The organism is Streptomyces sp. S3(2020), from assembly GCF_013044505.1.
Lineage (GTDB): Bacteria > Actinomycetota > Actinomycetes > Streptomycetales > Streptomycetaceae > Streptomyces.
This window is the reverse complement of record NZ_JABERD010000025.1, coordinates 24,828-46,095: the sequence shown is the minus strand read 5'-3', so window position 1 is coordinate 46,095 and position 21,268 is coordinate 24,828. Positions and strand designations below refer to the sequence as shown.

22 protein-coding genes are annotated in these 21,268 nt (G+C 70.7%); 8 read left to right on the top strand and 14 right to left on the bottom strand.

Annotated elements, in window-relative coordinates:
• The first annotated feature begins 89 nt into the window (after positions 1-89).
• The 3 genes from HLK59_RS11420 (at position 90) to HLK59_RS11410 (ending at position 2,833) form a co-directional block, all read left to right on the top strand.
• Positions 90-1,442, top strand: coding sequence for an RICIN domain-containing protein (locus HLK59_RS11420; RefSeq protein WP_171141258.1), 1,353 nt, complete (start codon positions 90-92; stop codon positions 1,440-1,442).
• A complete protein-coding gene (locus tag HLK59_RS11415) occupies positions 1,439-2,152 on the top strand; it encodes a hypothetical protein (RefSeq protein ID WP_171141236.1) in 714 nt (237 codons plus the stop codon). Before HLK59_RS11420 ends, HLK59_RS11415 begins: the two co-directional genes overlap by 4 nt.
• Before the next feature lie 396 nt (positions 2,153-2,548).
• Positions 2,549-2,833, top strand: a complete 285-nt coding sequence (locus HLK59_RS11410; protein WP_171141235.1) for a hypothetical protein — start codon at positions 2,549-2,551, stop codon at positions 2,831-2,833.
• Here the strand turns inward: HLK59_RS11410 and secD are convergent.
• The 4 genes from secD to HLK59_RS11390 all read right to left on the bottom strand — a co-directional run bounded on the left by secD (position 2,773) and on the right by HLK59_RS11390 (position 7,234).
• Positions 2,773-5,076, bottom strand: a complete 2,304-nt coding sequence (gene secD / locus HLK59_RS11405) for a protein translocase subunit SecD (protein ID WP_171141257.1) — start codon at positions 5,074-5,076, stop codon at positions 2,773-2,775. The two genes, HLK59_RS11410 and secD, sit on opposite strands and share 61 nt — an antisense overlap.
• Before the next feature lie 69 nt (positions 5,077-5,145).
• The gene (locus tag HLK59_RS11400; protein ID WP_171141234.1) at positions 5,146-5,562 is read right to left on the bottom strand and encodes a hypothetical protein; all 417 of its coding nucleotides are present in this window, start codon (positions 5,560-5,562) and stop codon (positions 5,146-5,148) included.
• Between the two features lie 56 nt (positions 5,563-5,618).
• Positions 5,619-6,284 (bottom strand): response regulator transcription factor, encoded by a 666-nt coding sequence (locus HLK59_RS11395; RefSeq protein ID WP_171141233.1) that lies wholly within the window; start codon positions 6,282-6,284, stop codon positions 5,619-5,621.
• Positions 6,281-7,234 carry a sensor histidine kinase gene (locus HLK59_RS11390; RefSeq protein WP_171141232.1) on the bottom strand — a complete coding sequence of 318 codons (954 nt, stop codon included), beginning with the start codon at positions 7,232-7,234 and terminating at the stop codon, positions 6,281-6,283. The genes HLK59_RS11395 and HLK59_RS11390 overlap by 4 nt, the downstream gene beginning before the upstream one ends.
• Before the next feature lie 361 nt (positions 7,235-7,595).
• On the opposite strand from HLK59_RS11390, the gene HLK59_RS11385 reads away from it, so the two are divergent.
• Genes HLK59_RS11385 through HLK59_RS11375 form a run of 3 tightly spaced genes read left to right on the top strand, consistent with a single transcriptional unit; the run spans position 7,596 to position 9,172 of the window.
• Positions 7,596-7,922: a TraR/DksA C4-type zinc finger protein gene (locus HLK59_RS11385; protein ID WP_171141231.1), complete on the top strand. Its 327-nt coding sequence runs from the start codon at positions 7,596-7,598 to the stop codon at positions 7,920-7,922.
• 45 nt (positions 7,923-7,967) lie between these two features.
• Positions 7,968-8,342 carry a TraR/DksA C4-type zinc finger protein gene (locus HLK59_RS11380; RefSeq protein WP_171141230.1) on the top strand — a complete coding sequence of 125 codons (375 nt, stop codon included), beginning with the start codon at positions 7,968-7,970 and terminating at the stop codon, positions 8,340-8,342.
• 23 nt (positions 8,343-8,365) lie between these two features.
• Positions 8,366-9,172 carry a rod shape-determining protein gene (locus HLK59_RS11375; protein ID WP_171141256.1) on the top strand — a complete coding sequence of 269 codons (807 nt, stop codon included), beginning with the start codon at positions 8,366-8,368 and terminating at the stop codon, positions 9,170-9,172.
• 31 nt (positions 9,173-9,203) lie between these two features.
• Here the strand turns inward: HLK59_RS11375 and HLK59_RS11370 are convergent, their stop codons facing one another.
• From HLK59_RS11370 to HLK59_RS11340, 7 genes are all read right to left on the bottom strand, one after another.
• A complete protein-coding gene (locus HLK59_RS11370; RefSeq protein WP_171141229.1) occupies positions 9,204-9,647 on the bottom strand; it encodes a hypothetical protein in 444 nt (147 codons plus the stop codon).
• Positions 9,648-9,823: 176 nt separating this feature from the next.
• On the bottom strand, positions 9,824-10,900 hold the full coding sequence (locus HLK59_RS11365) for a helix-turn-helix domain-containing protein (protein WP_171141228.1): 1,077 nt from the start codon (positions 10,898-10,900) through the stop codon (positions 9,824-9,826).
• A 46-nt stretch (positions 10,901-10,946) separates the two neighbouring features.
• Complete coding sequence (locus HLK59_RS11360) at positions 10,947-12,167, bottom strand: cation:proton antiporter (protein WP_171141227.1); 1,221 nt, start codon at positions 12,165-12,167, stop codon at positions 10,947-10,949.
• Between the two features lie 496 nt (positions 12,168-12,663).
• Complete coding sequence (locus HLK59_RS11355; protein ID WP_171141226.1) at positions 12,664-14,181, bottom strand: flotillin family protein; 1,518 nt, start codon at positions 14,179-14,181, stop codon at positions 12,664-12,666.
• A gap of 80 nt (positions 14,182-14,261) precedes the next feature.
• A complete protein-coding gene (locus HLK59_RS11350) occupies positions 14,262-14,771 on the bottom strand; it encodes a hypothetical protein (protein WP_171141225.1) in 510 nt (169 codons plus the stop codon).
• Between the two features lie 151 nt (positions 14,772-14,922).
• The gene (locus HLK59_RS11345; protein ID WP_346779705.1) at positions 14,923-16,182 is read right to left on the bottom strand and encodes a phytase; all 1,260 of its coding nucleotides are present in this window, start codon (positions 16,180-16,182) and stop codon (positions 14,923-14,925) included.
• A gap of 215 nt (positions 16,183-16,397) precedes the next feature.
• Positions 16,398-16,853 (bottom strand): hypothetical protein, encoded by a 456-nt coding sequence (locus tag HLK59_RS11340; RefSeq protein WP_346779701.1) that lies wholly within the window; start codon positions 16,851-16,853, stop codon positions 16,398-16,400.
• Between the two features lie 171 nt (positions 16,854-17,024).
• Here HLK59_RS11340 and HLK59_RS11335 point away from each other — a divergent pair, with 171 nt between their 5' ends.
• A complete protein-coding gene (locus tag HLK59_RS11335) occupies positions 17,025-18,167 on the top strand; it encodes a serine hydrolase domain-containing protein (RefSeq protein ID WP_346779700.1) in 1,143 nt (380 codons plus the stop codon).
• Between the two features lie 69 nt (positions 18,168-18,236).
• On the opposite strand, the gene HLK59_RS11330 is transcribed toward HLK59_RS11335, so the two are convergent.
• Complete coding sequence (locus HLK59_RS11330; RefSeq protein ID WP_171141222.1) at positions 18,237-18,875, bottom strand: dihydrofolate reductase family protein; 639 nt, start codon at positions 18,873-18,875, stop codon at positions 18,237-18,239.
• 509 nt (positions 18,876-19,384) lie between these two features.
• Here HLK59_RS11330 and HLK59_RS11325 point away from each other — a divergent pair.
• Complete coding sequence (locus HLK59_RS11325; RefSeq protein WP_171141221.1) at positions 19,385-19,978, top strand: SMI1/KNR4 family protein; 594 nt, start codon at positions 19,385-19,387, stop codon at positions 19,976-19,978.
• 42 nt (positions 19,979-20,020) lie between these two features.
• On the opposite strand, the gene infA is transcribed toward HLK59_RS11325, so the two are convergent.
• Together infA and HLK59_RS11315 are read right to left on the bottom strand one after the other, a co-directional pair.
• Positions 20,021-20,245: a translation initiation factor IF-1 gene (gene infA, locus HLK59_RS11320; protein WP_171141220.1), complete on the bottom strand. Its 225-nt coding sequence runs from the start codon at positions 20,243-20,245 to the stop codon at positions 20,021-20,023.
• A complete protein-coding gene (locus HLK59_RS11315; protein ID WP_171141219.1) occupies positions 20,242-21,033 on the bottom strand; it encodes a GNAT family N-acetyltransferase in 792 nt (263 codons plus the stop codon). The genes infA and HLK59_RS11315 overlap by 4 nt, the downstream gene beginning before the upstream one ends.
• Between the last annotated feature and the right edge of the window lie 235 nt (positions 21,034-21,268).

Genomic DNA, 21,268 nt, shown 5'->3' with positions numbered 1-21,268 from the left:
TCAGGCCTGGCACCACACCCGCCTCATCAGGTATGTCATGTCTCTGCCACAACATCCGCAGTGCCGGAGTGAGAGGAACCACCGTGCACATGCGCCCCCTGCGCGCCCTGTGCGGCACCGCCGCGCTCGCCCTCACCCTGCCCGTCCTGTCTCCTGGTCAGGCCGCGGCAGCCGTCCCCACCACCTCGGTGTACCTCCAGAACTACGCCACCGGCCTGAACGCGGCCGACAGCGGCGGCACGGTCGTCGCGCACAATCCCAAGGGCACCGAGGACCACCAGCAGTGGACCCCGGTCGCGGTCAGCGGCGGCTACCGGCTGCAGAACACCGACGAGTCCGGCATCTGTCTCGGCCGCAGCGGCACCTCCGCGGTGACGGCGGCCTGCGGCGCGGACGGCACCACCTGGACGATCACCGCGGGCACGGGCAGTACGTACACCGTCTCCGTCCCGGGCACCTCGCAGTACCTCACCACCTCGTCCTCGGACTCCGCCGCCGTACAGCTCGGCTCGTCGGGCGACCTGGCCCGCTGGTATCTGACCCCGACCGCCTATGCCACCACGGCGGCGTCAGGGGACACCCGCACCCTGGACCAGGTCACCTTCCTGACCTCGCACAACGCCTTCGCCAACGGAGCCGACGGCAACTTCGCCTCGTTCCCGGTCAGCCTGTTCCCCAACCAGAACTACGGCATCAGCCGACAACTCAGCGACGGCGTACGCGGTTTCATGCTGGACGACTACACCGTCTCGGGCCAGGCCGTGCTGTGCCACAACAGTTGCAGCGGTGTCAGCAGTCCCGTGCCGCTCGCCACCGATCTCCAGCGCATGGTCGACTTCCTCAAGGCGAACCCTGGTCAGTTCGTCACCGTGTTCCTGGAGGACTACGCCTCCTCCGACGTGCTGAAGTCCTCGCTGGCCTCGGTCAGCGGACTGTACGACGTGCTGTACCGGCCCGACCAGGAGGGCGTGGCCACCAACGGCTGGCCCACCATGGCCGACCTCGCCGCCCGCGGCAAGCAGCTGCTGATCTTCAGCGACCGCACGCGCGCGAGCGACACCTCGAGCGGCTGGAGCACCCGGGACACCTTCGGAGTGATGTACCAGCGCGAGTGGACGGTGGAGAACTACTGGTCCATGGGCGGCGGGATCGGCGACTCCGACTGGTCCTGCTACAGCCGCTGGGGCACCGGCAGACCGCTGACCACCGACTCGTCCGCCTTCCACCCCCTGTTCGTCATGAACCACTTCCGCGACTACACCATCTCCGCCACCACCACGACCGACAACGGCAAACTCCTCAACCGCGCCCAGAACTTCTGCACACCCGCGGCCCGCAAGAAGCCCACCTACATGGCGGTGGACCGCTACGACCTGGGCTCCCCCACCCCGCTCAGCACGGTCAACACCCTCAACACCTACATCCTCACGCCAGGCCAGTGACCGGCCCCCGCCCCGCCGAGCGCGGGGCGGGACGCCCGGCCCCCCGCCGTGGTGACGACGGTGACACGCTCGGCCCCGTCGGGCACGGCGACGGGGCCCGGACGGAGGGTGTGTCCGCGCCGCGCGGAGTCGTGGAACCGGAGGAGTTGCACAGCCGCCGGGTGAGGGTGACCGGCTTCTCCTCGTACCAGGCCACGGGCTCGGCCTACGTCCTGCCCACGGACGGCAGCGACAGCGACCCGTTCGACATCCGCACGAACCCCTACGACGGGCCGCGCTCCGACCCGTTGGCGTTCTTCTACCACCGGCGCAGCCGCATCGCCGGCACCCGGGGCGACTCGACGCCGCGCGTCCTGGACGAGGCGCACTGGGAGCATGACGCCCAACAGCGCGCGCCGCACCGCCCGTTCGCCGCGGCGCCCAGTGCGTGCGTCTTCGGCCTGTACGACACGACCTACGCCGACCACTGTCCGGCGGCCGCCCGCCGGGCATGGACCACCTGCTCGGCTGTCACCGGCTACGGCGAGAGAAGGACTCCCGCAAGCAGCACCACCGCTTCTGGGCGCGCCAAGCGGACGTCTCACCGCCCGACCCTCCGGCTGGTTCACTCGCGGGCGGCCCCAAACGACGACCTCCAGGAGCCGGTTGCGTGTGCGCCGTCGAACGGAGGTCAACCGGCGGTGAGCAGGCTGCCGCGGCCTGTGCGGTGACGTACAAGGGCGACAACGTCCGGGAGGTCCTCAGCGGGAGCCACCCGTCCCCTGCGGCTCGCTGGGCTCAGTAGGGCAGGATGCGCCCCGAAGGTGTCCGGCGGTCGATCTCGAGGTTCCGTGGCGCGCTGGGCCGGCGGCTGACACGGACGCGAACCCGGGCCTGACGATTCATGACACCTCCGCGTGCTGCGCGTCCGCTACGGAATCCGACCCCCGCACCGGGCTCGTTCACCCTCGCCGACGCGATGGTGAAGGACATCGTGCCCAGTGGGCGGGCGATCATGCGTGCGGAAGAGAATCACGGCAGGCGGAAGCCTTCGGTCGGCCCCGGGGGTACCGGTGCCGCAAGGTGAAACCCGCTCGTCGAACTCGAGTGCTGATAGCTTCGCGCCCGTGATCGTGTATCCGCTGTGGCATGTCGGCCACCAGAACGAGGCCGGCGCCGACGGCTCGACCGTGCACGTCGACGAGAGCGGCGTGTTCTGTGACGAGTCGGACGGTGACGACGTCAAGCTGCTCGGCATCTACTCGACCCGTGAACGGGCTGAGGAGCGTGTGCGTCGGGCTCGGCTGCTGCCGGGTTTCCGCGATGAACCGGAGTGCTTCCACTTCGACGCCTACGAGCTCGACGAGGACGGGTGGACCGAGGGCTTCGTGCGCGTTCCGCCGGGCGAGTAGGGCCGAGGGCGGCGCCAGGTGCGTTCGTGGAGCTCGATGGCGAGGGGTGTGGCGGTGAACATCGAGGAGTAGGTGCCCACGGCCAGGCCGATGAGCAGGGCGAGGGCGAAGTCGGTGAGGGAGTCGCCGCCGAGGACGGCCAGGGTGGTCAGGATGAAGGCGGCGCCCATTCCGGTGTTGATCGTGCGCGGCAGGGTCTGTACGAGCGCACGGTTGGCGACCGCCGCGAAGGGCGCTTCGCGGTCACGTCGGCTCAGATCCCTGACGCGGTCGAAGACGACGACGGAGTCGTTGACGGAGTAGCCGATCACGGTGAGCAGCGCGGCGAGGAAGACACCGTCGACGGGTTTGCCGAGCCAGGCGAAGACGCCGGTGAGGATGATCACGTCGTGGGCGAGGGCGGCGACCGCGGAGGTGCCGAACAGCCAGCGGAAACGGGCCGCGAGGTAGAGCAGTTGGGCGCCGAGGGCGACGGCGAGAGCGATGAGTGCGCCTTGGCGCAGTTCTTTGCCGAGGCTGGGGCCGATGGTCTCGTCGCGGAGTGTGTCGACGCCGTCGGTCAGGGTGCCGATGGTCTCGGTGACGGTGGCCGCTTGCGCGTTCGTCAACTGGTCGGTGCGGACGGTGAGCTGGTGGTCGCCCGAGGTCTGGACGACGGCGCGGGGGAACCCCGCGTCGGCGAGTGCGCCGCGGGCCCGGTCCGGGTCGACAGGCGTGGCGGTGGTGTACTCGATGAGGCGGCCTCCGGTGAACTCGATACCGAAGTCCAGTCCCCGCACGGCGATTCCGGAACCGGCCAGGACCAGGAGTGCGCCGGAGGCGGCCAACCACCGCCGGGGTCGGCGCATCAGCTGGGGGTCGGCGCGGGTGAGGCGGTCACGGACGGTTCCGGGGTGGGCGATGCCTGTCAGGCCGGGGCGGCGTCGGAGCCAGGGCCTGGAGGCGGCGTGGTCGGCGAGGGCACGGGTGATCACCAAGGCGCTGAACATGGAGACGAGGACGCCGATGCCCAGGGTGACGCCGAAGCCGCGTACGGGGCCGGAAGCGAGGAAGAACAGCAGGCCCGCGGCGATCAAGGTGGTGATGTTGGAGTCGGCGATCGCGCTGAAGGCGCCGCGGAAACCGGCGGTCAGCGAGGAGCGCGGGCTGGGCCGGTTGCGGGCGGCGTACTCTTCGCGGGCGCGCTCGAAGACGAGGACGTTGGCGTCGACGGCCATGCCGATGGCCAGTACGAACCCCGCGAGGCCCGGGAGGGTGAGGGTGGCTCCGAGGGCTGCCAGGGCGGCGTAGGAGATCAGGCCGTAGCAGGCCAGCGCGACGGTGGCCAAGGCTCCCATGAGCCGGTAGACGGCGGTGATGAACAGGGCGGTCAGCGCGGTGCCGACGACGGCGGCCCAGGCGCTGGCGGTGATGGCCTGTGCGCCCAGGGTGGGGCCGACGGTGCGCTGCTCGACCGTCTCGACGGGTACGGGCAGCGCGCCGCCGTTGATGAGCAGAGCCAGTTCCTTGGCCTCGTCGGCGCCGAAGGATCCGGTGATCTGTGTGGAGCCGCCGCCGATGCCCGACGCGCAGCGGACGGAAGGGTCCACCTGCGGTGAAGAAATGATCTTGTCGTCGAGGACGATGGCGACCCTGCGGGACGGGTCCCCCGCCGGATGGCAGGCGGCCTGGCCGGTCAGGCGGGTCCAGCCGTCTTGGCCGGCCCCCTTGAAGTCGACGGTGACCTGCCATCCGGCGCCTCCCTGCTGGTCGAACCGGGCGGCGGCCTCTTCGACGTCCTTGCCGGTCAGGGAAGCGGTCGCGAGGCGCAGGAGGAGGCCGGACTCGTCGGGCAGAACCTGCTGGCGCTGCCGCTTGGGCAGCGGCTTGTCCTTGTCGTCGGTGTGGTCGGCCGTGCCGAGGACTTGGTGGAAGGTGAGCTGAGCGGTGCGGCCGAGTACGTCCGCGGCCGTGGCCGGGTCCTGTACGCCGGGCAGTTCGACGATGATCCGGTTGTCGCCGGAGCGCGCGAGCGTGGGTTCGGCGACGCCGAGCGCGTCGATACGCCCGCGCAGCACCTCCAGGGTGCGGTCGGTGGCCTCGCTGTCGGCGTCGGCGTCGGCGGTCGGGCGGGTTTCCAGGACGATCTGCGTACCTCCGCGTAGATCGAGTCCGAGGTGGACGGGGACGGTGAGGGCGACGAACAGGGACAGGGCGACGGCGGCGAGGGCGAGCAGCCCTCGCAGGCGCAGGGCGCGGGTCAACATGGGCCTCCGGCAGGCACACCGCGGCCAGGGAACCCGGCCGCGGTCGACGGAAAGGAAGAGGGAGCTTCAGGTGCCTGGGAGCGCGGGTGGGGCCCGGTCCTGATGCCGGGTCACCTCGTGCAGGTGGCAGGGCAGGCGCGGCGCCCGCGTGTCGCCGTACGCGGACCATGGCGGGGGCACGGGCCGCGGGTGGGAGGCCAGGACCGCGGTGAGCGGCGCCGTCAGCCGGTCGACCGGGACATCGCGGGACGTACGGACCGGGGTGGGGCAGACGGCGGAGTGGCCGTCGTCCGCTCTCGGGCCGTCGGCCTGCACGGCCCCGGAGACCGCCACGGCGCGATCCGGTCCGTGCGGGCTCGGGTCGGCGTACGAGAGCGGGTACAGGCAGGCGGTGAGAACGACAAGCAGGACAGCGATGAGGACCGCTGCCGATGCCGGTCCCGGGCCGCCCTTGCGAGGGACGGTGTGCACAGTGCGTGCCATGCGCCGTCCCTTCCGTCGTGTCGGTGGCGGCTGGTCGCGAGCGGGGCTGTCCGGCGTCAGGGTTCGATGAGTCCGGAACGGATGGCGTACCGGGTGAGTTCCAGGCGGTCACGCATGCCGAGTTTGTGCAGCAGGTTCGCCCGGTGCCGGTGGACGGTCTTGATGCTGATGAAGAGCATGTCGGCGATCTCCTTGGAGGAGTAGCCCTCGGCGACGAGCTTGAGCACCTCCTCCTCCCGGCGGGTGAGGATCTGCTCGGGTGGTTCGTCGCCGTGGCGCACGCGGTCGAGGTAGGTGCGGATGAGGGCGCTCACCGCGCCCGGGTAGAGGAAGGGCTCGTCGCGCATGGCGGCCCGGCAGGCGGCGACCAGGTCGCGGTCGGCCACCGACTTCAGTACGTATCCGCTGGCTCCGGCCTTCAAGGACTGGAAGAAGTACTGCTCGTTGTCGTGCATGGTCAGCATCAGCACGCGCAGGTCCGGCTTCAGCGCGAGCAGTTCACGGGTGGCCTGGAGGCCGGTCATCCGGGGAATGGCGATGTCGAGGACGGCCAGGTCGATCTCGTGGGTGCGGGCCAGGGCGATGGCCTCGGCACCGTCTCCGGCCTCGACGACGACCTGGAGGTCGGGCTCCCGGTCGAGGATGAGCCGTACGCCGCGCCGCACCAGGGCGTGGTCGTCGACGAGGAGGATACGGATCACGGGTGTGTCGGTCGTGGTCATGACTGCTTCCTCGAAACGGGAGTGCTCAGCCGCACCCGCGTACCGGCCCGCGGCCCGGAGGTGACGTCCAGGGCGGCCCCGATGAGCAGGGCGCGCTCACGCATCCCCCGGATCCCCGCGCCCTCGCGTGCCATGCCGGTGCCGCTGCCGTCGTCCGTGACGGCGAGCACCACGGTTCCGTCGGTGTGGCGCAGGGTCACCTCGACCCGGTCGGCGTCGGCATGGCGGGCCGCGTTGGTCAGGGCCTCCTGGGCGACGCGGTACAGCACCAGTTCGGTCTCCTGGTCCAGCACCGGCAGGCCCGGATCGAAGCGGCGCACCACCCGTAGCCCGGTGTGGGTGGCGAACTCCGTGGTCAGCGAGGTGAGTGCGCTGACCAGGCCGAGGTCCTCCAGGACGCCCGGCCGCAGTCGGCGCACCAGGCGGCGGACCTCGTCCAGGCTCGCCCGGGTGATCTCCTGGGCCTGCCGCAGCTCACCGCGCAAGGGCCCGTCCGCCTCGTCCGCCGCCCGCTTCAGCCCCAGCAGGATGGCCGTCATGCTCTGGCCGACCTCGTCGTGGAGCTCCTGGGCGATGCGGCGCCGTTCGGCCTCCTGTGCGAGGAGGGCGCGGGCACTGCTGGCGGCCCGTTCGAGTTCCAGCCTCTCCAGCATGGCGTTGAACGTGCGGATCAGTTCGGGGATCCCCCCTCGGCCGTGTTCGGGCAGCCGGTGCCCCGGGCGCAGCAGGTCGACGGTGGTCATCATCCTGGTGAGCCGGTCCAGAGGGCCGAGTCCGATCCGCAGCAGGGCCGCGTTGGCGATCAGCATGACCACCAGGCCGGACACCAGGATGACCGCCTCGGTCAGCAGGACCGGGACGGAGACGGTCACCGGAGCCCACAGCAGCAGTGCGGTCGCGGCCCCCAGCACCACGGCATTGAAAGCGAAGATCCGCCAGAACAGCGACACCGCGATGACGCCTTCCTCTCCGTGACACGGCTTGGTCTCTCGTATCGGTCGCCGCGTACCCGGCATGCGTCGAAGCCATTGCTCCGGACCGTCTTGTGGCCAGCCTGCCCGGGCCCGGCGCGTTCGTCGATGGGCTCCGATACCCATTTCCGTGCTCTGTTCTGCGGCCGCTGTTCTCCGCCCGTGGCGGCGCCCCGGGCGACCGGAGATGGGTATCGCGCCCGATGGGATTCGGGCGGCGCGTCGGCCACGGTGGAGGCATGGCCCACCCCCGTGACCCCCGGGCCAGCCAGGAACCGGGCCTGCCCCTCCGCAGGCCCGGTTCCGTACGCCACCCCTCCCGTCGCAGGAAGGACCTGACATGTCACTCGACACCCGCCGCACCGAACCCTGGCTCGAACGTCTGACACCGCACGAGGCACGCCAACGACTCGAACACGAGCGCAACACCCGGCTGACACAGCTCCGGGCCGTCGACGAGACCGGCCCGGACGCGACGGAACCGTTGGTGTCGGCACAGAGGGACACCATCAAGCGGGTGCTCGCGGAGATCGAGGCCGCCTTCACCCGCGTCCAGGACGGCAGTTACGGCATCTGCGGGGGCTGCTCCACGGCGATACCGGTCGAGCGCCTGGAGATCCTGCCCTACACGCGGTACTGCGTCCCCTGTCTGCGCGACGCCGCCTGACCGCCGCCCGTACAGCCTCGTCTCCCGCCCGACCCGAGGGGTGAAGTGGTGAACCGACAGATCACCGGCGACCGCGAGACGGTCCTGCCGATCGACGACCTGGCCGCACTCCGCGAGCAGTTGCTGGAGCAGCGCCTGTTCCGCCAGGGGCAGCTCCGGCAGCTCGCCGGTGCCACCGTGCCTCGCGCCGAGGCGCGCCTCGACCGGCAGGCCGCCTCCCACCGTGAGGTCCACGTCAAGCTCGCGGACGCCGCCCGCATGGTCCTGGCCGACGTGGAAGCAGCCCTGACACGCATGGATCAAGGCACTTACGGTGCCTGCCATCTGTGCCGCGGGCCCATCGACCACGCGCTCCTGACGATCGTGCCGCAAGCCCGCTACTGCGCCCGCTGCCAACACGTCAGGGAGGCCGGACCGTGACGACGACACCGCCGCCCAGTGGCATGGCCGCCCCGAACCGGCCCTGGCCGTTGTACCGCCCCTGCTCCGGCATCGCCCTCGACCTCGGCAGCGCCCGCACCCGCGCCTGGGTGTCCGTGCGCGGCACGATCCTCGACGTCCCCACGGTGGCCCTCCCCGGCGACGGCGACGGTGACGTCCACCCCGTCCGGCGCGGCGCCATCGTCGACACCCCGGCGACCGCGCGGATGCTCGACCGGCTGCTCCGACACCGCCTGCCCCGCTTCGGCAGTCGTCTGATCGTCCTGACCACGCCCGTCCTGGGCGGGGTCGCCTTCCGTGCGGAAGCCCGTACGGCGCTGCGAACGCTGCGGCCTGACACCGTGCTGACCGTCCCCTCCGCCCGGGCCGTGGCCACGGCCGACGGTGCCGATCTGACCCGCCCTCTGCTCGTGGTGGACATCGGTGCCCATGTCACCGAGGCCGTCCTGCTCGTCGACGGCAGCGTGACCGACGCCCGCCGGACCGTGCTCGGCACCAGTGACCTGGGCGCTCGGACCCCGGCCACGCGGATCGCGGACGCGGTCACGGAGATGGTGAAGCTGATGCTGGAACAGGACCACACCCCGCAGACGTTCGACGCCCTCCGGCGAGGTGTTCTGCTGGCGGGCGGAGGCGCGCTGCGCGCCGACATCACCTACCGCCTCTCCGAGCGGCTGCGCCATCCGGTCCGGCCCGTACCCGCCCCGCACACCGCCGCCGTGCGGGGTGCGGCCGCGCTCCTGGCATCCACTCGTGTCCACCCGTCGACCGCCGTGGACGGCCCTCCGTCGCCGGGGCGTCCGCACTGACAGGCCGGGGCAAGTCGGCCTCTCCGTCAGGTCAGTCGCCGGCGCGCCAGTCCTCGGGCTCTGCCGGGACGGGCGCCGATCCGATGGTGATACGGCGGTAGGCGGCTCGGGCATGGACGATCCGGGCGAGCACCGTGCCGACGAGGGCTGCCGCGCACAGACTGGCGAGCCAGAAGGTGTCGCGCGGCGCGGCCCAGGTGAGGGTGCCCACGGGTGGGATCGCGAAGCCGTTGAGGAACAGCCAGCACAGCACCGCCGTGCCGGGGGCGGCGGTGAAGCGGGCGCACAGACCCAGCACGACGGCCAGCACGGAGAGCCCGGCCAGGGCGAGACCGGGGCGGTCCGTGCCCACGAAGGTGTTGTGCAGCGTCACCAAGACCAGGGCACCGCCGAAGGCTGTGGCCCACACCAACGGGGTGGCGACCGGTCTGGGGACGGGTCGTACTCCGGCGCTGAGGGCCACCCACTCGATCATGCTGACGGTTCCCCTTCCGGTCCTCCCCCGCGCCCGCGGGACGCCGGCCGCTCCGGCCGTACGGACCCCTGGGCGCAGATTCTCCCACCCGAGTGTCGGCCGTACTTCCCCTCGGGCCGATTCCCGTCCCGCTGTGCCTGCTTGCCGGGCCCGCGTCCCCTGTGTCTCCCGTACGTCTAGGGAGATGTGCCGGCCGTGTGCAGGGGTCTGGTCGGCCAGTCGAGGAGGCGGGCGCCGATCACCGCGGTCTGGAGGGTGTAGCGGTGGCCGGGGTCGGTCGGGTCGCTACCGGTCAGGGTGTGGATGCGGTCCAGCCGGTAGGTGAGCGCGCGGACGCTGAGGGACAACCGCCGGGCCGTGACCGCGGCCACGCAGCCGCTGTCGAAGTAGGCGGTGAGCGTGTCGAGCAGGGGCCGCGCTCCGCCACGTGCCTGTTCCAGTGGTCCCACGGTGTTGCGTACCAGGTCCACGAGTGCCTGCCGGTCCCGGGCCAGGACGGGGAAGACCAGCAGCTCGGCGGCGCGCAGCACCGGCTCGTCGAGGCCCATGCGCTGGGCCACGTCCAGCGCGTTGAGGGCCTCTTCGTAGCTGTGTCCGATGCCGATCGTGCCCGGTCTTGGCCGGCCGATGGCGGCTTGGGCCTGGCCGGTCGCGGCGTAGGCGAGCTTGGCGAAATGGGTGAGGACGTCGTCCTGGTCGGCGGGGGCGATGCACACCATGCGGCCGTCCTTGGTGGTGAACAGGATCCGGCGGTTCTCGAAGCGTGCGAACAGTTCGTCGGCCACCTGCCGGGGGACGGGGTCGGTCTCGTCGTACTTCTCCGGACCTTCGACCACGGCCACCGCGTGGGCGCGGGACAGCCGCAGCCCGAACCGTTCGGAACGCGCGGCGAGCCGGCCCGGGTCGCCGCGGCCGTGGAGCAGGTCGTCGATGAACTCCCGGCGGGCGGCCTCTTCTTTGCGGATGACGAGGCGCTGTGCGTGCTCGTATCCGTCGGCGAAGGCGTCCACCGCCTGTTCGACGACGGTCAGGACGCTGTCCGGATCGGCCGCTCGTGGCCGGCCGGCGCGGCTGGCCACGAGGTGGGCCCGTACGAGGGTGCGCCAGCCGAGTCCGGCCTGGGCCGCCCGTGCGCCCAGGACCCGGCGGGACTCGATCTCGTCACGGGTCAGGCGGCGCCCGGTGCTCGTGGCGTCCGTGAGGATCGTCTCGAATCCGTCGAGGAACATCTCCACTGTGCTCTGGTTGTTCATGTCATCCCTGTTCGGTTCGGGTGTCGTCGTCCGCATGCTGCCGCGTTCAGCCGTTCGCGGGCACCACTTCGCCGGGCTCGGCCGGCACGATCGTGTCGAGCGAACCGCCGTTCCCGGGGCGGGTGGTGAGGCGGCGGGCGAGGGGTTCGGTCCATCGGGCCGCCAGCGGTCCGAGTACGAGCAGGATCAGGACGTAGGCGGTGGCCAGCGGGCCGATCCCGGGTTCGACGCCGACGGCCAGTCCGGCGATGACGATGGAGAACTCACCGCGTGCGACCAGCGTGCCGCCGGCCCGCCACCGGCCCTTCACCGATATCCCGGCTCGTCGCGCCGCCCAGTAGCCGGTGGCGATCTTCGTCAAGGTGGTGACGGCGGCCAGCGCGAGTGCCGGAACGAGGACCGGCGGGATGTCCGCGGGGTCCGTGTGCAGGCCGAAGAAGACGAAGAACACCGCGGCGAACAGGTCCCGCAGCGGGGTGAGAAGGCTGCCTGCGCCTTCGGCGACCTCGCCGGACAGGGCGATGCCGACCAGAAACGCGCCCACCGCCGCGGAGACCTGCATCTGCTGGGCGACCCCGGAGACGAGCAGGGCCAGGCCGAAGACGACCAGCAGAAGCATCTCGGCGCTGTCGGAGGAGACCGCCCGGCTCACCAACCGGCCATGGCGCAGGGCGACATACAGGACCGCGCCGACCGTGCCCAGGGCGATCAGCAGGGTGACCGCGCCCCCCGCCAGGCTCACGCCGGCCAGCAGGGCGGTGAGGACAGGCAGGTAGAGGGCCATGGAGAGGTCTTCCAGGACAAGGATGCTCAGGACGACCGGGGTCTCGCGATTGCCGAGCCTTCGCAGGTCCCCCAGTACTTTCGCGATGACGCCGGAGGACGAGATCCAGGTGACACCCGCCAGCGCGACGGCGGCCACCGGCCCCCAGCCGAGCAGGAACGCCATCACCGCTCCCGGGGTGGCGTTGAGGGCGAAGTCGACTGCGCCGGAAGGGTATTGGGTCTTGAGGTTGGCGACGAGTTCGGAGGCGCTGTACTCCAGGCCGAGCAGCAGCAACAGGAGGATGACACCTATCTCGGCTCCGGTGGCGACGAACTCCTCGCTGGCCTGCAACGGCAGGATGCCGCCGTGGCCGAAGGCGAGTCCGGCGAGCAGGTACAGGGGTATCGGCGAGAAGCCGACCTTCCCGGCAAGGCGGCCCAGCAGGCCCAGGGCCAGGATGATGGCTCCGAGTTCGATGAGCATGGCGGTGGTGTCGTGCACGGGCGTCACTCCTCCGTCGAGGGGATTGGGTGGCGGCGTCTGTGCCTGTTGCGGGTGCCGGGGCAGGGCAGGGGTGACAGCCGTGCGGATTGCCCGCAAGGCCGACGAGGCGGCTCAGCTCGGAGAAGGGCGAAGGCGCCCTTGCCGCTGGGTCAACGGCAAGCCGGGAACGGCTGTTTCGGTGGCGGGGAGCGTCAGCCTGCGAGGACGTGGCTCGGGTCGGCGCTGCCGCCCGTATCAGGGACGCTGTCACGGGCGGAGTTGTGGACGCGTACGCGAACGACCCGGCCCATGTCACACCCCCCGGCTCACGTCAGCGGCCCAACCGCCGACCATGACTTCACGACTGAGCGAGAATTCGCTCACCAGAGCGATAGCGCTCGGATCAGGAGTTTAGCGCACGCCAAAAGGCAAAGATCGACATCGAGTTCACGAGAGCTCGACAACGGACGAGAACCCGCCCACCACGCGCACGGTGAACGGGTCCTGGCGAGATTCAGTGGGTGATCTCGACCTTCCCGTTGAGCTGTTCCCCGGCCTTCGCCGAGGCCCGCTGGGTGACGCCCTTCAGGAGCTCCGCAAGGTCGACGCCCGTGGTGGAGCCGAGGAGTTCAAGGCCCTGGGCGACATTGTCGGCGACCGCGCGGGGAATGCGGCCGGCGCCGTCGGTGGAGATGACCGTCATCTTCTGCACCGCGCTGAGCGGCTCGGACGCCTTGGCCACGACCTCAGGCAGCACCTCGACCAGCATCTGGAGGATCGCCGCGTCGCCGTACCGCTGGAACGCTTCGGCCTTCTTGTGCATCGCCTCGGCCTCTGCCGCGCCCTTCGCGCCGATGGCCGCCGCGTCGGCCTCGCCCTCCAGCCGTACCGCCTCCGCGATCGCCGCACGCCGCGACCGCTCCGCCTCACCCTGCTTCAGACCCTCGACGGCCCCCGCCTCGGCCAGCGCGCTACGGCGCTGCTTCTCGCCCTCGCCCGTCAGCCGGGCCCGCTCGGCCTCGGCCTGCGCGGCCGCGATGCCCGCCGCCTTCTCCGCCTCGGCCTGCTTGACCCGGGCCACCCGCTTGGCCTCGGCCTCCTGTTCGGCGGCGTACCTCTGGGCATCGGCCGGCTTGCGGACCTGGGTGTCGAGCTGACGGTCGGTCAGCGCGGCCTGCCGCTCGGCGACCTTCTCCTGCTGGGTGAGGATCTCCTGCTCCCGGGCCGCCTCGGCCAGCGGCCCGGCAGCAGCGGCGCGAGCCGCGGCCTCGTCGGTCTCGGCCTTGATCTCGGCCTGCCTGAGGTAGAAGGTCCGCTGAGCGACCGCGATCTCCTCCTCGGCCTTCAACCGCGCCTGTTCGGCGATCCGCCGGGCGACGGCCTCGGCGATGTCCGCCTCCTGCTTGACGCGGGCGGCCTCCGGCCGGCCCAGATCCTCCAGGTAGGAGCCCTCGGTGGTGATGTCCTGGATCTGGAAGGCGTCCAGCACCAGGCCCTGCCCGGACAGGCTCGCCTCCGCCTCCTCCGCGACCTGCCCGGCGAACGCCGCCCGGTCACGGATGACGTCCTCCACCGACATCCGCCCCACGATGGCCCGCAGCGCACCGGACAGCACTTCCTGGGTGAAGCCGACGATGCCGTCCTGCTGCATCAGGAACCGCTGTGCGGCGGCCCGGATGGAGTCCTCCGTGCCACCGACCTTGACGATCGCGACGCCGTCCAGATTGGCCTTCACCCCGCGCAGGGTCACCGCGGCACGCACCGCGACCGGGATGTGCCGGGAGGACAGGTCGAGGGTGAACTTCTGCTGCACGAACGGCACGACGAACACCCCGCCGCCGACCACGACCTTCTGCCCGCTGTTGTCGGTGAACACCCGGCCGGTGTCCGGGTCGGTAGCCTTCTTGCCCCGCCGGCCGGTGACGATGAACGCCTCACTCGGACCCGCGACCTTGTAGCGGGTGACCACGACCAGTGCCAGCAACACGAGGAGTACGACCACTCCCACCACGGCAAAGACGACAGGACTCATTACAACGCCCCCGAATCACGTACGAAAGAAGAAAAGAGAGAAGAGAAGGGAATCGAAGAAGAAAGGGAATCGAAGAGGAATCAGCGGTCCACGGGACGGACCGCGACCGACGTGGCGGACAGCGCCGCCTCCACCCACACCTCGGCGCCCCGCGCCACCGGACCCGCGCTGCGGGCGGCGAACTTGACCGGCTGACCGGCGAGTCGGAGCAGCACCTCGCCGTAACCGTCCACCGGGATGGCCGTGACCACGCTGCCCGACGTACCCACGAGGTCGTTCCCGGTCGGGGTGGAGGCTGTCTGATCACGCATCAGGACACGGCTGAAACGGTAGGTCAGCCAGGCCGTTCCCGCCCCGCACGCGGCGCCCACGATCGTGGCGCCCCCGGGACCGGCGCCCGCCGCGCCCAGGGCGATGGCCCCGCCGAAGCCGGTCATCGCCACGAACGCGGCGACGACCGGCAACGACAACCACCCGTCGAGAACGCCGTCCAGCGAACCGTCGAGAGCGCTGTCCAGTACGCCGTCGAAGACCAGCGACAGGGCGAGCAGCACTACCCCCGTGATGCCGAGTCCGAGGAACCAGGCCATGTGCCGTCCCCCTCTCACCCCGTCGCTGATCTCCGGCTTGGTCAGAGCCTCACACAGAGCGACGGGGCACTTCATTGCCACGTTCCGGCAGTCTTCACGCACTCTCCATGCCGGACCCGCCAGCCCGATGTGCTCGAACACCGCGGAAGGATCACATGTCGGTGGCGTCCACGACCGCGCCGAGGTCGATGAACTTGAAGCCGGTCGCCGTACGCGTGCCGCCCTCGCCGTCCGGCACCTCGGGTGTCTCCTGGCCGTCCTGGACCACGAGCAGGCCGCGCGGATAACGGTCGCCCAGCGGGGCGTTCAGGACGGCCGCTCCGTCGCACTCCTCCACGCTGTCGAGGTCCGGTGAGGCCGCGGCGATCCGGAAGCCGCCCTCGTACTCGTTGCCCTCGCTCACCTCGCGGTCGTACAGGGCGAAGGTGTTGTCGCCCTGACCGGAGGCGAGCAAGTAGCCGTCCCCGTCCCGCTCTTGATAGAGCGTCAGGCCTTCGACGTCGGCCGACAGGCGGGTGCCGCCGTATCCGGGGTCGGCACCCGGCGCGCACTCCTCGCTCTCCTCGTCGTACGTCCCCGGCACGCCGTACTCCTTGACCCTGTCCACCAGGACGGGCCTGCCGGTGAGGTCCGCGCGCAGCCGCCAGATGCCCACGTCCTCCTGGCCGGCGTAGAGCGTGCCGGTGGCCGGGTCGACGACCATGCCCTCGACCTGCGGAAGTTCGCCGGGTTCCAGGCAGGGGGTCCAGGAGGTGCCGTTCGGCAGCCGGAAGGAGGACGGGAGGTCGAGGGTGCGGACCTTGCGGTAGCCCACCGTGCCGGCTGCGGCCGGGACGAGTTCGAGCAGCGCCAGGCGGGTGCGTTCACGTTGGCTGACCAGGGCATACGACCGTCCTGTGGTCGTGTCCTTCCAAGTGGCCAGGCCGTATGCGGTGCGCTGTTCGTTGATCTCGGCCTGGTCGGTGGAGAAGACGGGCGCTGCCGCCGGGTCGGTGATGTCGGTGAGGGGGCCGCCGGGGCGGGAGGGTGCGATGCGGTAGATCCGCAGGCGGTCGTTGCCGCGGTCGCTCACGACCGCCACGTCGGCCCGCCCGGTCGAGGTGCGCAGACCGGAGACTAGGTCGACGTTGTTGAAGCGCCCCGGGGCGTCGTCCTCGGCGGGCAGCTTCGGGGCCTTCAGGGACTGCACGAGGCGGGCGTCCAGGTCGTAGACCCGTAGGCCGCCTTCCTTGGCGGTGGCCACGACGAGGCTGCGTCCGGGGTGCGCGGGGTCGCGCCAGATCGCGGGGTCGTCGGCGTCGGAGTTGCCGCCGGCCGCGTCGTCGTAGAGTGCGGCGGTCTCGCTCGTGGCGGTCACCGTCGGCAGGTCCGCCGCGGTGACGGGGGACGTGGCGAGGAGGGTGGCCAGCACGGCGGTGGCCGCCGCTCTTCGTGCGGTGCGGTGCGTCGTTCTCACAGGCGCTTCCTTACCGTCGAGAGTGCCATGGACATGCAGATCCTGCGGGCGGAAGCTTGCGCACAGAAGACCGCCGGCTGTCCATCCGTCACAGGCGGTACGGCGGCCGGCCGGCTGAAGTTGGCCGGAAGGCCACCCGGTACCTCGGGGCGCCCATCGCACGTGGGGCTTCAGGGCCGGTGCATGTCCTCCACCGTCTGTTCCTCCTGCACGGTCAACGTGCCGATCGCTGTCACGCCGACGCCGGCCAGGAACGAGAGGGCCGCTGCGGCGCCGACGACCGCGAGCAGCAGGCGCGGCGGGCGTCGCCGCACGGACGGCTGCGGGGCCGGGGCGGGCAAAGGCCGTGCGCCCATGGCGAGTTCGCGGCGGGCGGCCACCCACCGCCGGGTGTCCTCGGCGCCGAGTCCGCAGGCGACGAGGAAGGCGACGAGAACGGCCTCGCGGGGCAGGCGGTCCCGGCGGAGCATGGTCGCGGCCGTCGAGTACGGCAGCACTTCGCCCGCCGCGGCCGCCGCACGCTCCAACTCCCGGTAGCTGAGGCCCGACCAGGCCTTGAGACGGCGCAACTCGGCCATGAAAGCGGCCTGTTCAGCGGTGCGGGGCGGCACGGGCGGTGGCGTCACAGGGGTGTCCCTCCGATTCGGTGTGCGGCGCTGACCTGCGCGTACAGGAACTCGCACAAGCTCGCACAGACCCGGTGTTGAAGGGTTCGGGGAGCGGCGGTCAGCCTCGGCCTCACATCTGTCGTCGTCGTTCTCGTTGTCTTTGTCTTTGTCTTTGTCTTGGAGGTACGCGTGGCCCGCCTCGGTTCCCTCGCGCTGTTGCTCGCGCTCGCACTCGTCGGGTGCTCGGATGTCCACACCGTGGCCGGAACGGGGACCGGCGACGGGAAACAGGCGGCCTCGGTACGGGACCCCATCGACCCGGCCGTCGAACGCTTCCTCGACGGGGCGCTCCCCGAGGGGCCCGGCATCACCGTGGCCACCGCCCGAGGGGACAGGCTCACGCACTGTGCGGGGCGTGGACTGTCCGACCGTGCGGCAAAGGCCCCCGCGACCTGCGACACCGTGTACGACGTCATGTCGATCACGAAACAGTTCACCGCCGCAGCGATCCTCAAACTGGAGATGGCCGGCAAGCTCCAGGTCAGCGACCCGATCGGTAGGCATCTCGGACGGGTGCCCGACGACAAGAGGACCATCACCCTGCACCAGCTCCTCACCCACACGGCGGGCCTGCCCCAGTCGCTCGGCGACGACTACGACCCGCTGACGCGCGCACAGATGCTGGCCCAGGCGATGAAGGCCCCCCTGCAATCGGGTCCCGGCAAGGAGTTCCACTACTCGAACCTCGGCTACAGCCTGCTCGCCGCGGTCATCGAGAAGGTCTCCGGGGAGAGCTACGAACACTTCCTCGCCCGGCACCTGTTCCGACCCGCCGGGATGACCCGCACCGGCTATGTGCTGCCCGACTGGAGGCGCGCGCAGGTCGCCGTCGAGTACGACGAGCACGGGCGCGCACAGGGACGGCCGATGGACCACCCATGGGCTCCTGACGGGCCGTACTGGAATCTGCGCGGCAACGGCGGGATGCTCTCCACCGCCCGGGACATGTTCCGCTGGCACCGCGCCCTCACCGGGGATGCCGTCCTGTCCCCCGCCGCGAAGCTGAAGCTGTTCGCCCCGCATGTGCGGGTACCCGAGGTCGACGGCTCCTACGGGTACGGCTGGGTCGTCGTCGGCTCCGACGACGACCGGTTCGCTTGGCACGACGGGGGCAACGACTGGTCGCTGGCGACCGTCGCGGAGTTCCGCCGCGACGGGACGATGGTGTTCTGGGTGACCAACCACGCCTACCGGGAAGGGAAGTGGAATCTCGAGGACGATCATCTGGAGCTGACACAGGACATCGCCGACCGGGTGCGGCGTCCTGCCTGACCGGACCCGGTGGCGGTTCACCGGCACGGGAACGGACAGAGTGGGCGCCGCCGCCCGTCGCCGGGGGTGTCAGCGGCGGACCAGGAGCGCGTGGGTGACGGTCGGGGAGCCGACCAGCTCGGCCACGCGGTAGCCGTCGGTCCCCTCGCCCAGGTTCTCCAGCAGCCGCTCCCCTCGCCCGATGAGCATCGGCGCGATCACCAGGTGGAGCTCGTCGATCAGCCTGGCGCGCAGGTACTGCTGGATGACCGCGGCGCCGCCGCCGATCCGGACGTCTTTGCCGTCCGCGGCGTCGAACGCACGCCGCAGCACCGTCTCCACCGGTTCGTCGGTGAAGTGAAAGGCCGTTCCGCCGGCCATCTCCAGCGTCGGGCGCAGATGGTGGGTGTGCACGAAAACGTCGTGGTGGTAGGGCGGATTGTCGCCCCACCAGCCCTTCCAGGACTCGTCCTGCCACGGCCCGCGCTGCGGCCCGAACATGTTCCGGCCCATGATCGTGGCGCCGATGTTCTGATCGCCGCGGACGAAGTGGTCGACGTCGATTCCGGTCTTGCCGGCGGCGGCGTCCTCCGACGCGGAGACGAACCAGCTGTGCAGCTCGTCGCCCCAGCCGACGCCGTCACCGAAGGGGGCGTCCAGTCGCTGGTTCGTGCCGGCGACGAAGCCGTCGAGGGAGATCGTCACGTTGTGCACCCGGACCTTGGGCATGGCCTTCACCTCTCGTGTTGATGGCCTTCTCTCACCCTTGCGTCGAACACAGCCTGCCTGGATCGACATCCACGCGCACATTCTCTCGGCCGGGCTGTGGCGGCGGTCGGTGGATGCGGGATGGTCCGGCAGGTGCGGGCCTGGCCGGGTCCGGGTATCGATGCCTACGACGCTGAACTGCTGGGCGCCGCCGAACCGTTGTGCTCGACCGACGCGCGCCCGGATTCCGGGCTGCCGTCCGGGCCCATCTCAACGACCTCTTCACCCACGGCCCGGCCACCTGAGTACCACACCCCAAGGCGTGGCCCTGTGCTCCCACGCCCTCGGAGCGGCGGCTCCCGCCGTCGTCGAGGGCTCCTTCGTCCTGGCATCCCCTCGAAAGCCCACAGATGCCGGTCGCCCTTCAGGAACTGACCCGGCCCGCGAAGATCTCGTAGGCTTTGCCGACGGCACCGGGGAGGGCGGACCACGCTCTCGCCGTGGCGCCGGACGAGAGAAGAGATCCTCCGATGGACTCCCGTACATCGCGTATCCGCTCGAAGCTGGCGAAGGTCCCGTACCAGGTGGGGCGCAGCCACTCGGAGGGCGCCGAGCGTCACGCGTTTCGTGTCGGCCCGCGCATCAGTTCCGCGCGGGCGGACGCCTTCGAGGGCGAGCACCACATCGAACTGCCTGCGGCGTACCGCACGTTCCTTGTCGAACTCGGGGGCAGCGGTGCCGGCCCTTTCTACGGTCTGCTTCCGCTGGCGGAGTGCAGGCTGTACACCATGGACCGGCAGCCGCCGGACGGCACTCCGCGGGGATTCCACCACGTGGACCACCCGGACGCGCTGCGAGGAGACCTGTTCCTCCACATCGTCGAGATGGGCTGCACCGATCTGTGCCTCATCGGCGTGACCGGTCCCCTCACCGGCCGCATGCTCATCGGCAACGCCGACGGCTTCTGGCCCCCGAACGTCTCCTCGGCCCCGGACTTCCTTTCCTGGTACGAACGTTGGCTGGACCACCTGCGGGACGGCAAGGACAACCGCGCTCTGGGACTCACCTCCCCGGCGACCGTGGCGAACGCACCCTGGCGGGGTCCGGTCACGGAAACCCTGTGACCGGACCCCGGGATCAGGTGACGCGGAAGGGGCCGACCGCCGTCAGTTCCGGTACCGGAACACGATCCGGCCGCGCGTCAGGTCGTACGGCGGAAGCTCCACCAGTACTCGGTCCTCCAGCATGATCTTGATGTAGTTCTTGCGGATCTTCCCGCTGATGTGCGCGAGCACCTGGTGGCCGTTGCCGAGCTCCACGGTGAACATGGCGCTGCGCAGGCACTCCACGACCTTGCCCTCGACTTCGATGACGTTCTTGTGCTTCGTCATCGAACCAGCTCCAGGTTGCTGCTCATCGGCCGGGCGCCGACGCCCTCGAACAGCGCGGAGGCCGCTCGGTTGGACTCGTGGACCTCGGTCCACGCCTCGGTGAACCCGGAGTCGTGCAGCCTCCCCAGGGCGTGGGCCAGCAGTGCCCGTGCGATGCCGCGGCGCTGCTCGCCGGCCCGGACCGCGACCAGCCCGATGCGCGGCCGGATCACCGTCACCACGCGGATCAGGCCCAGGTAGCGGTCCGGTGCCGCGGCCACCGCGTACTTCGACGGGTCGACGATGGTGTCCCCTACGGGACGCGGGATCACCTCCGCGGGCATCGACTGCCATCCGGCGGTCGCCTCGACTTCGTCACGGATCGCGCGGTCCACCGCTCGCAGCGGGCCCTCGTGCGTCTGACCGGCGGGCACGATCGTCACGCCCGGTGGTGGCAGGAGTGCTTCGAGCCCTGTGACCTGGGGGTCGGTCGGTACGACGTACTCCCACTCGCGGCGCAGGGTCGTGAATCCGGCCCGCCGCCAGCCGGCCGTCAGCTCGACGTCGGCTTCGTCGACCACCGTGTACAGCGGCGTCGGCAGTTGCGCCAGCATCGCCTCGGCGAGCCGGTCGAAGGCGGTGTCGTGCCAGGCGTCGATGCTGACGAACAGACGTCCGTCCGGACGGTGCTGGGCATGCCCGCGGCCGACCACCAGGTCGTCGTCGAGTGCGTGCCATTGCGTGTCCGCGACGCGTGTGATCGTCACCGCGTGGTCGCTCAGGCCAGAAGTGAAAGGTGTTGTGTTCATCGGAGTCTCCCTCCAGGAGTGCCTCGATCTCAGGCGCTCCTGGCGACACCGAACGTCAGCCGCCGGACCGTGACGGGATGAGGGAGCACCCACGGGTAACTGTGTTCACGGGGCTCACCTCCCTACGACGACTTCACGGTCCAGCGCGAAGGTAGCAGCGGGGCTCGGACTCGCTCAAAGCCTTTTTCGGGAGCTCGCGACGACTGGCGGGTTTTCGGCTTGCGTATGGGCAGCA

Coding starts and splice junctions, on each gene's coding strand:
- HLK59_RS11420 (WP_171141258.1), top strand. CDS start 90: ATGCGCCCCCTGCGCGCCCTGTGCGGCACCGCCGCGCTCGCCCTCACC.
- HLK59_RS11400 (WP_171141234.1), bottom strand. CDS start 5,562: ATGGCACGCACTGTGCACACCGTCCCTCGCAAGGGCGGCCCGGGACCG.
- HLK59_RS11395 (WP_171141233.1), bottom strand. CDS start 6,284: ATGACCACGACCGACACACCCGTGATCCGTATCCTCCTCGTCGACGAC.
- HLK59_RS11385 (WP_171141231.1), top strand. CDS start 7,596: ATGTCACTCGACACCCGCCGCACCGAACCCTGGCTCGAACGTCTGACA.
- HLK59_RS11375 (WP_171141256.1), top strand. CDS start 8,366: ATGGCCGCCCCGAACCGGCCCTGGCCGTTGTACCGCCCCTGCTCCGGC.
- HLK59_RS11370 (WP_171141229.1), bottom strand. CDS start 9,647: ATGATCGAGTGGGTGGCCCTCAGCGCCGGAGTACGACCCGTCCCCAGA.
- HLK59_RS11365 (WP_171141228.1), bottom strand. CDS start 10,900: ATGAACAACCAGAGCACAGTGGAGATGTTCCTCGACGGATTCGAGACG.
- HLK59_RS11355 (WP_171141226.1), bottom strand. CDS start 14,181: ATGAGTCCTGTCGTCTTTGCCGTGGTGGGAGTGGTCGTACTCCTCGTG.
- HLK59_RS11350 (WP_171141225.1), bottom strand. CDS start 14,771: ATGGCCTGGTTCCTCGGACTCGGCATCACGGGGGTAGTGCTGCTCGCC.
- HLK59_RS11330 (WP_171141222.1), bottom strand. CDS start 18,875: ATGCCCAAGGTCCGGGTGCACAACGTGACGATCTCCCTCGACGGCTTC.
- HLK59_RS11325 (WP_171141221.1), top strand. CDS start 19,385: ATGGACTCCCGTACATCGCGTATCCGCTCGAAGCTGGCGAAGGTCCCG.
- infA (WP_171141220.1), bottom strand. CDS start 20,245: ATGACGAAGCACAAGAACGTCATCGAAGTCGAGGGCAAGGTCGTGGAG.
- HLK59_RS11315 (WP_171141219.1), bottom strand. CDS start 21,033: ATGAACACAACACCTTTCACTTCTGGCCTGAGCGACCACGCGGTGACG.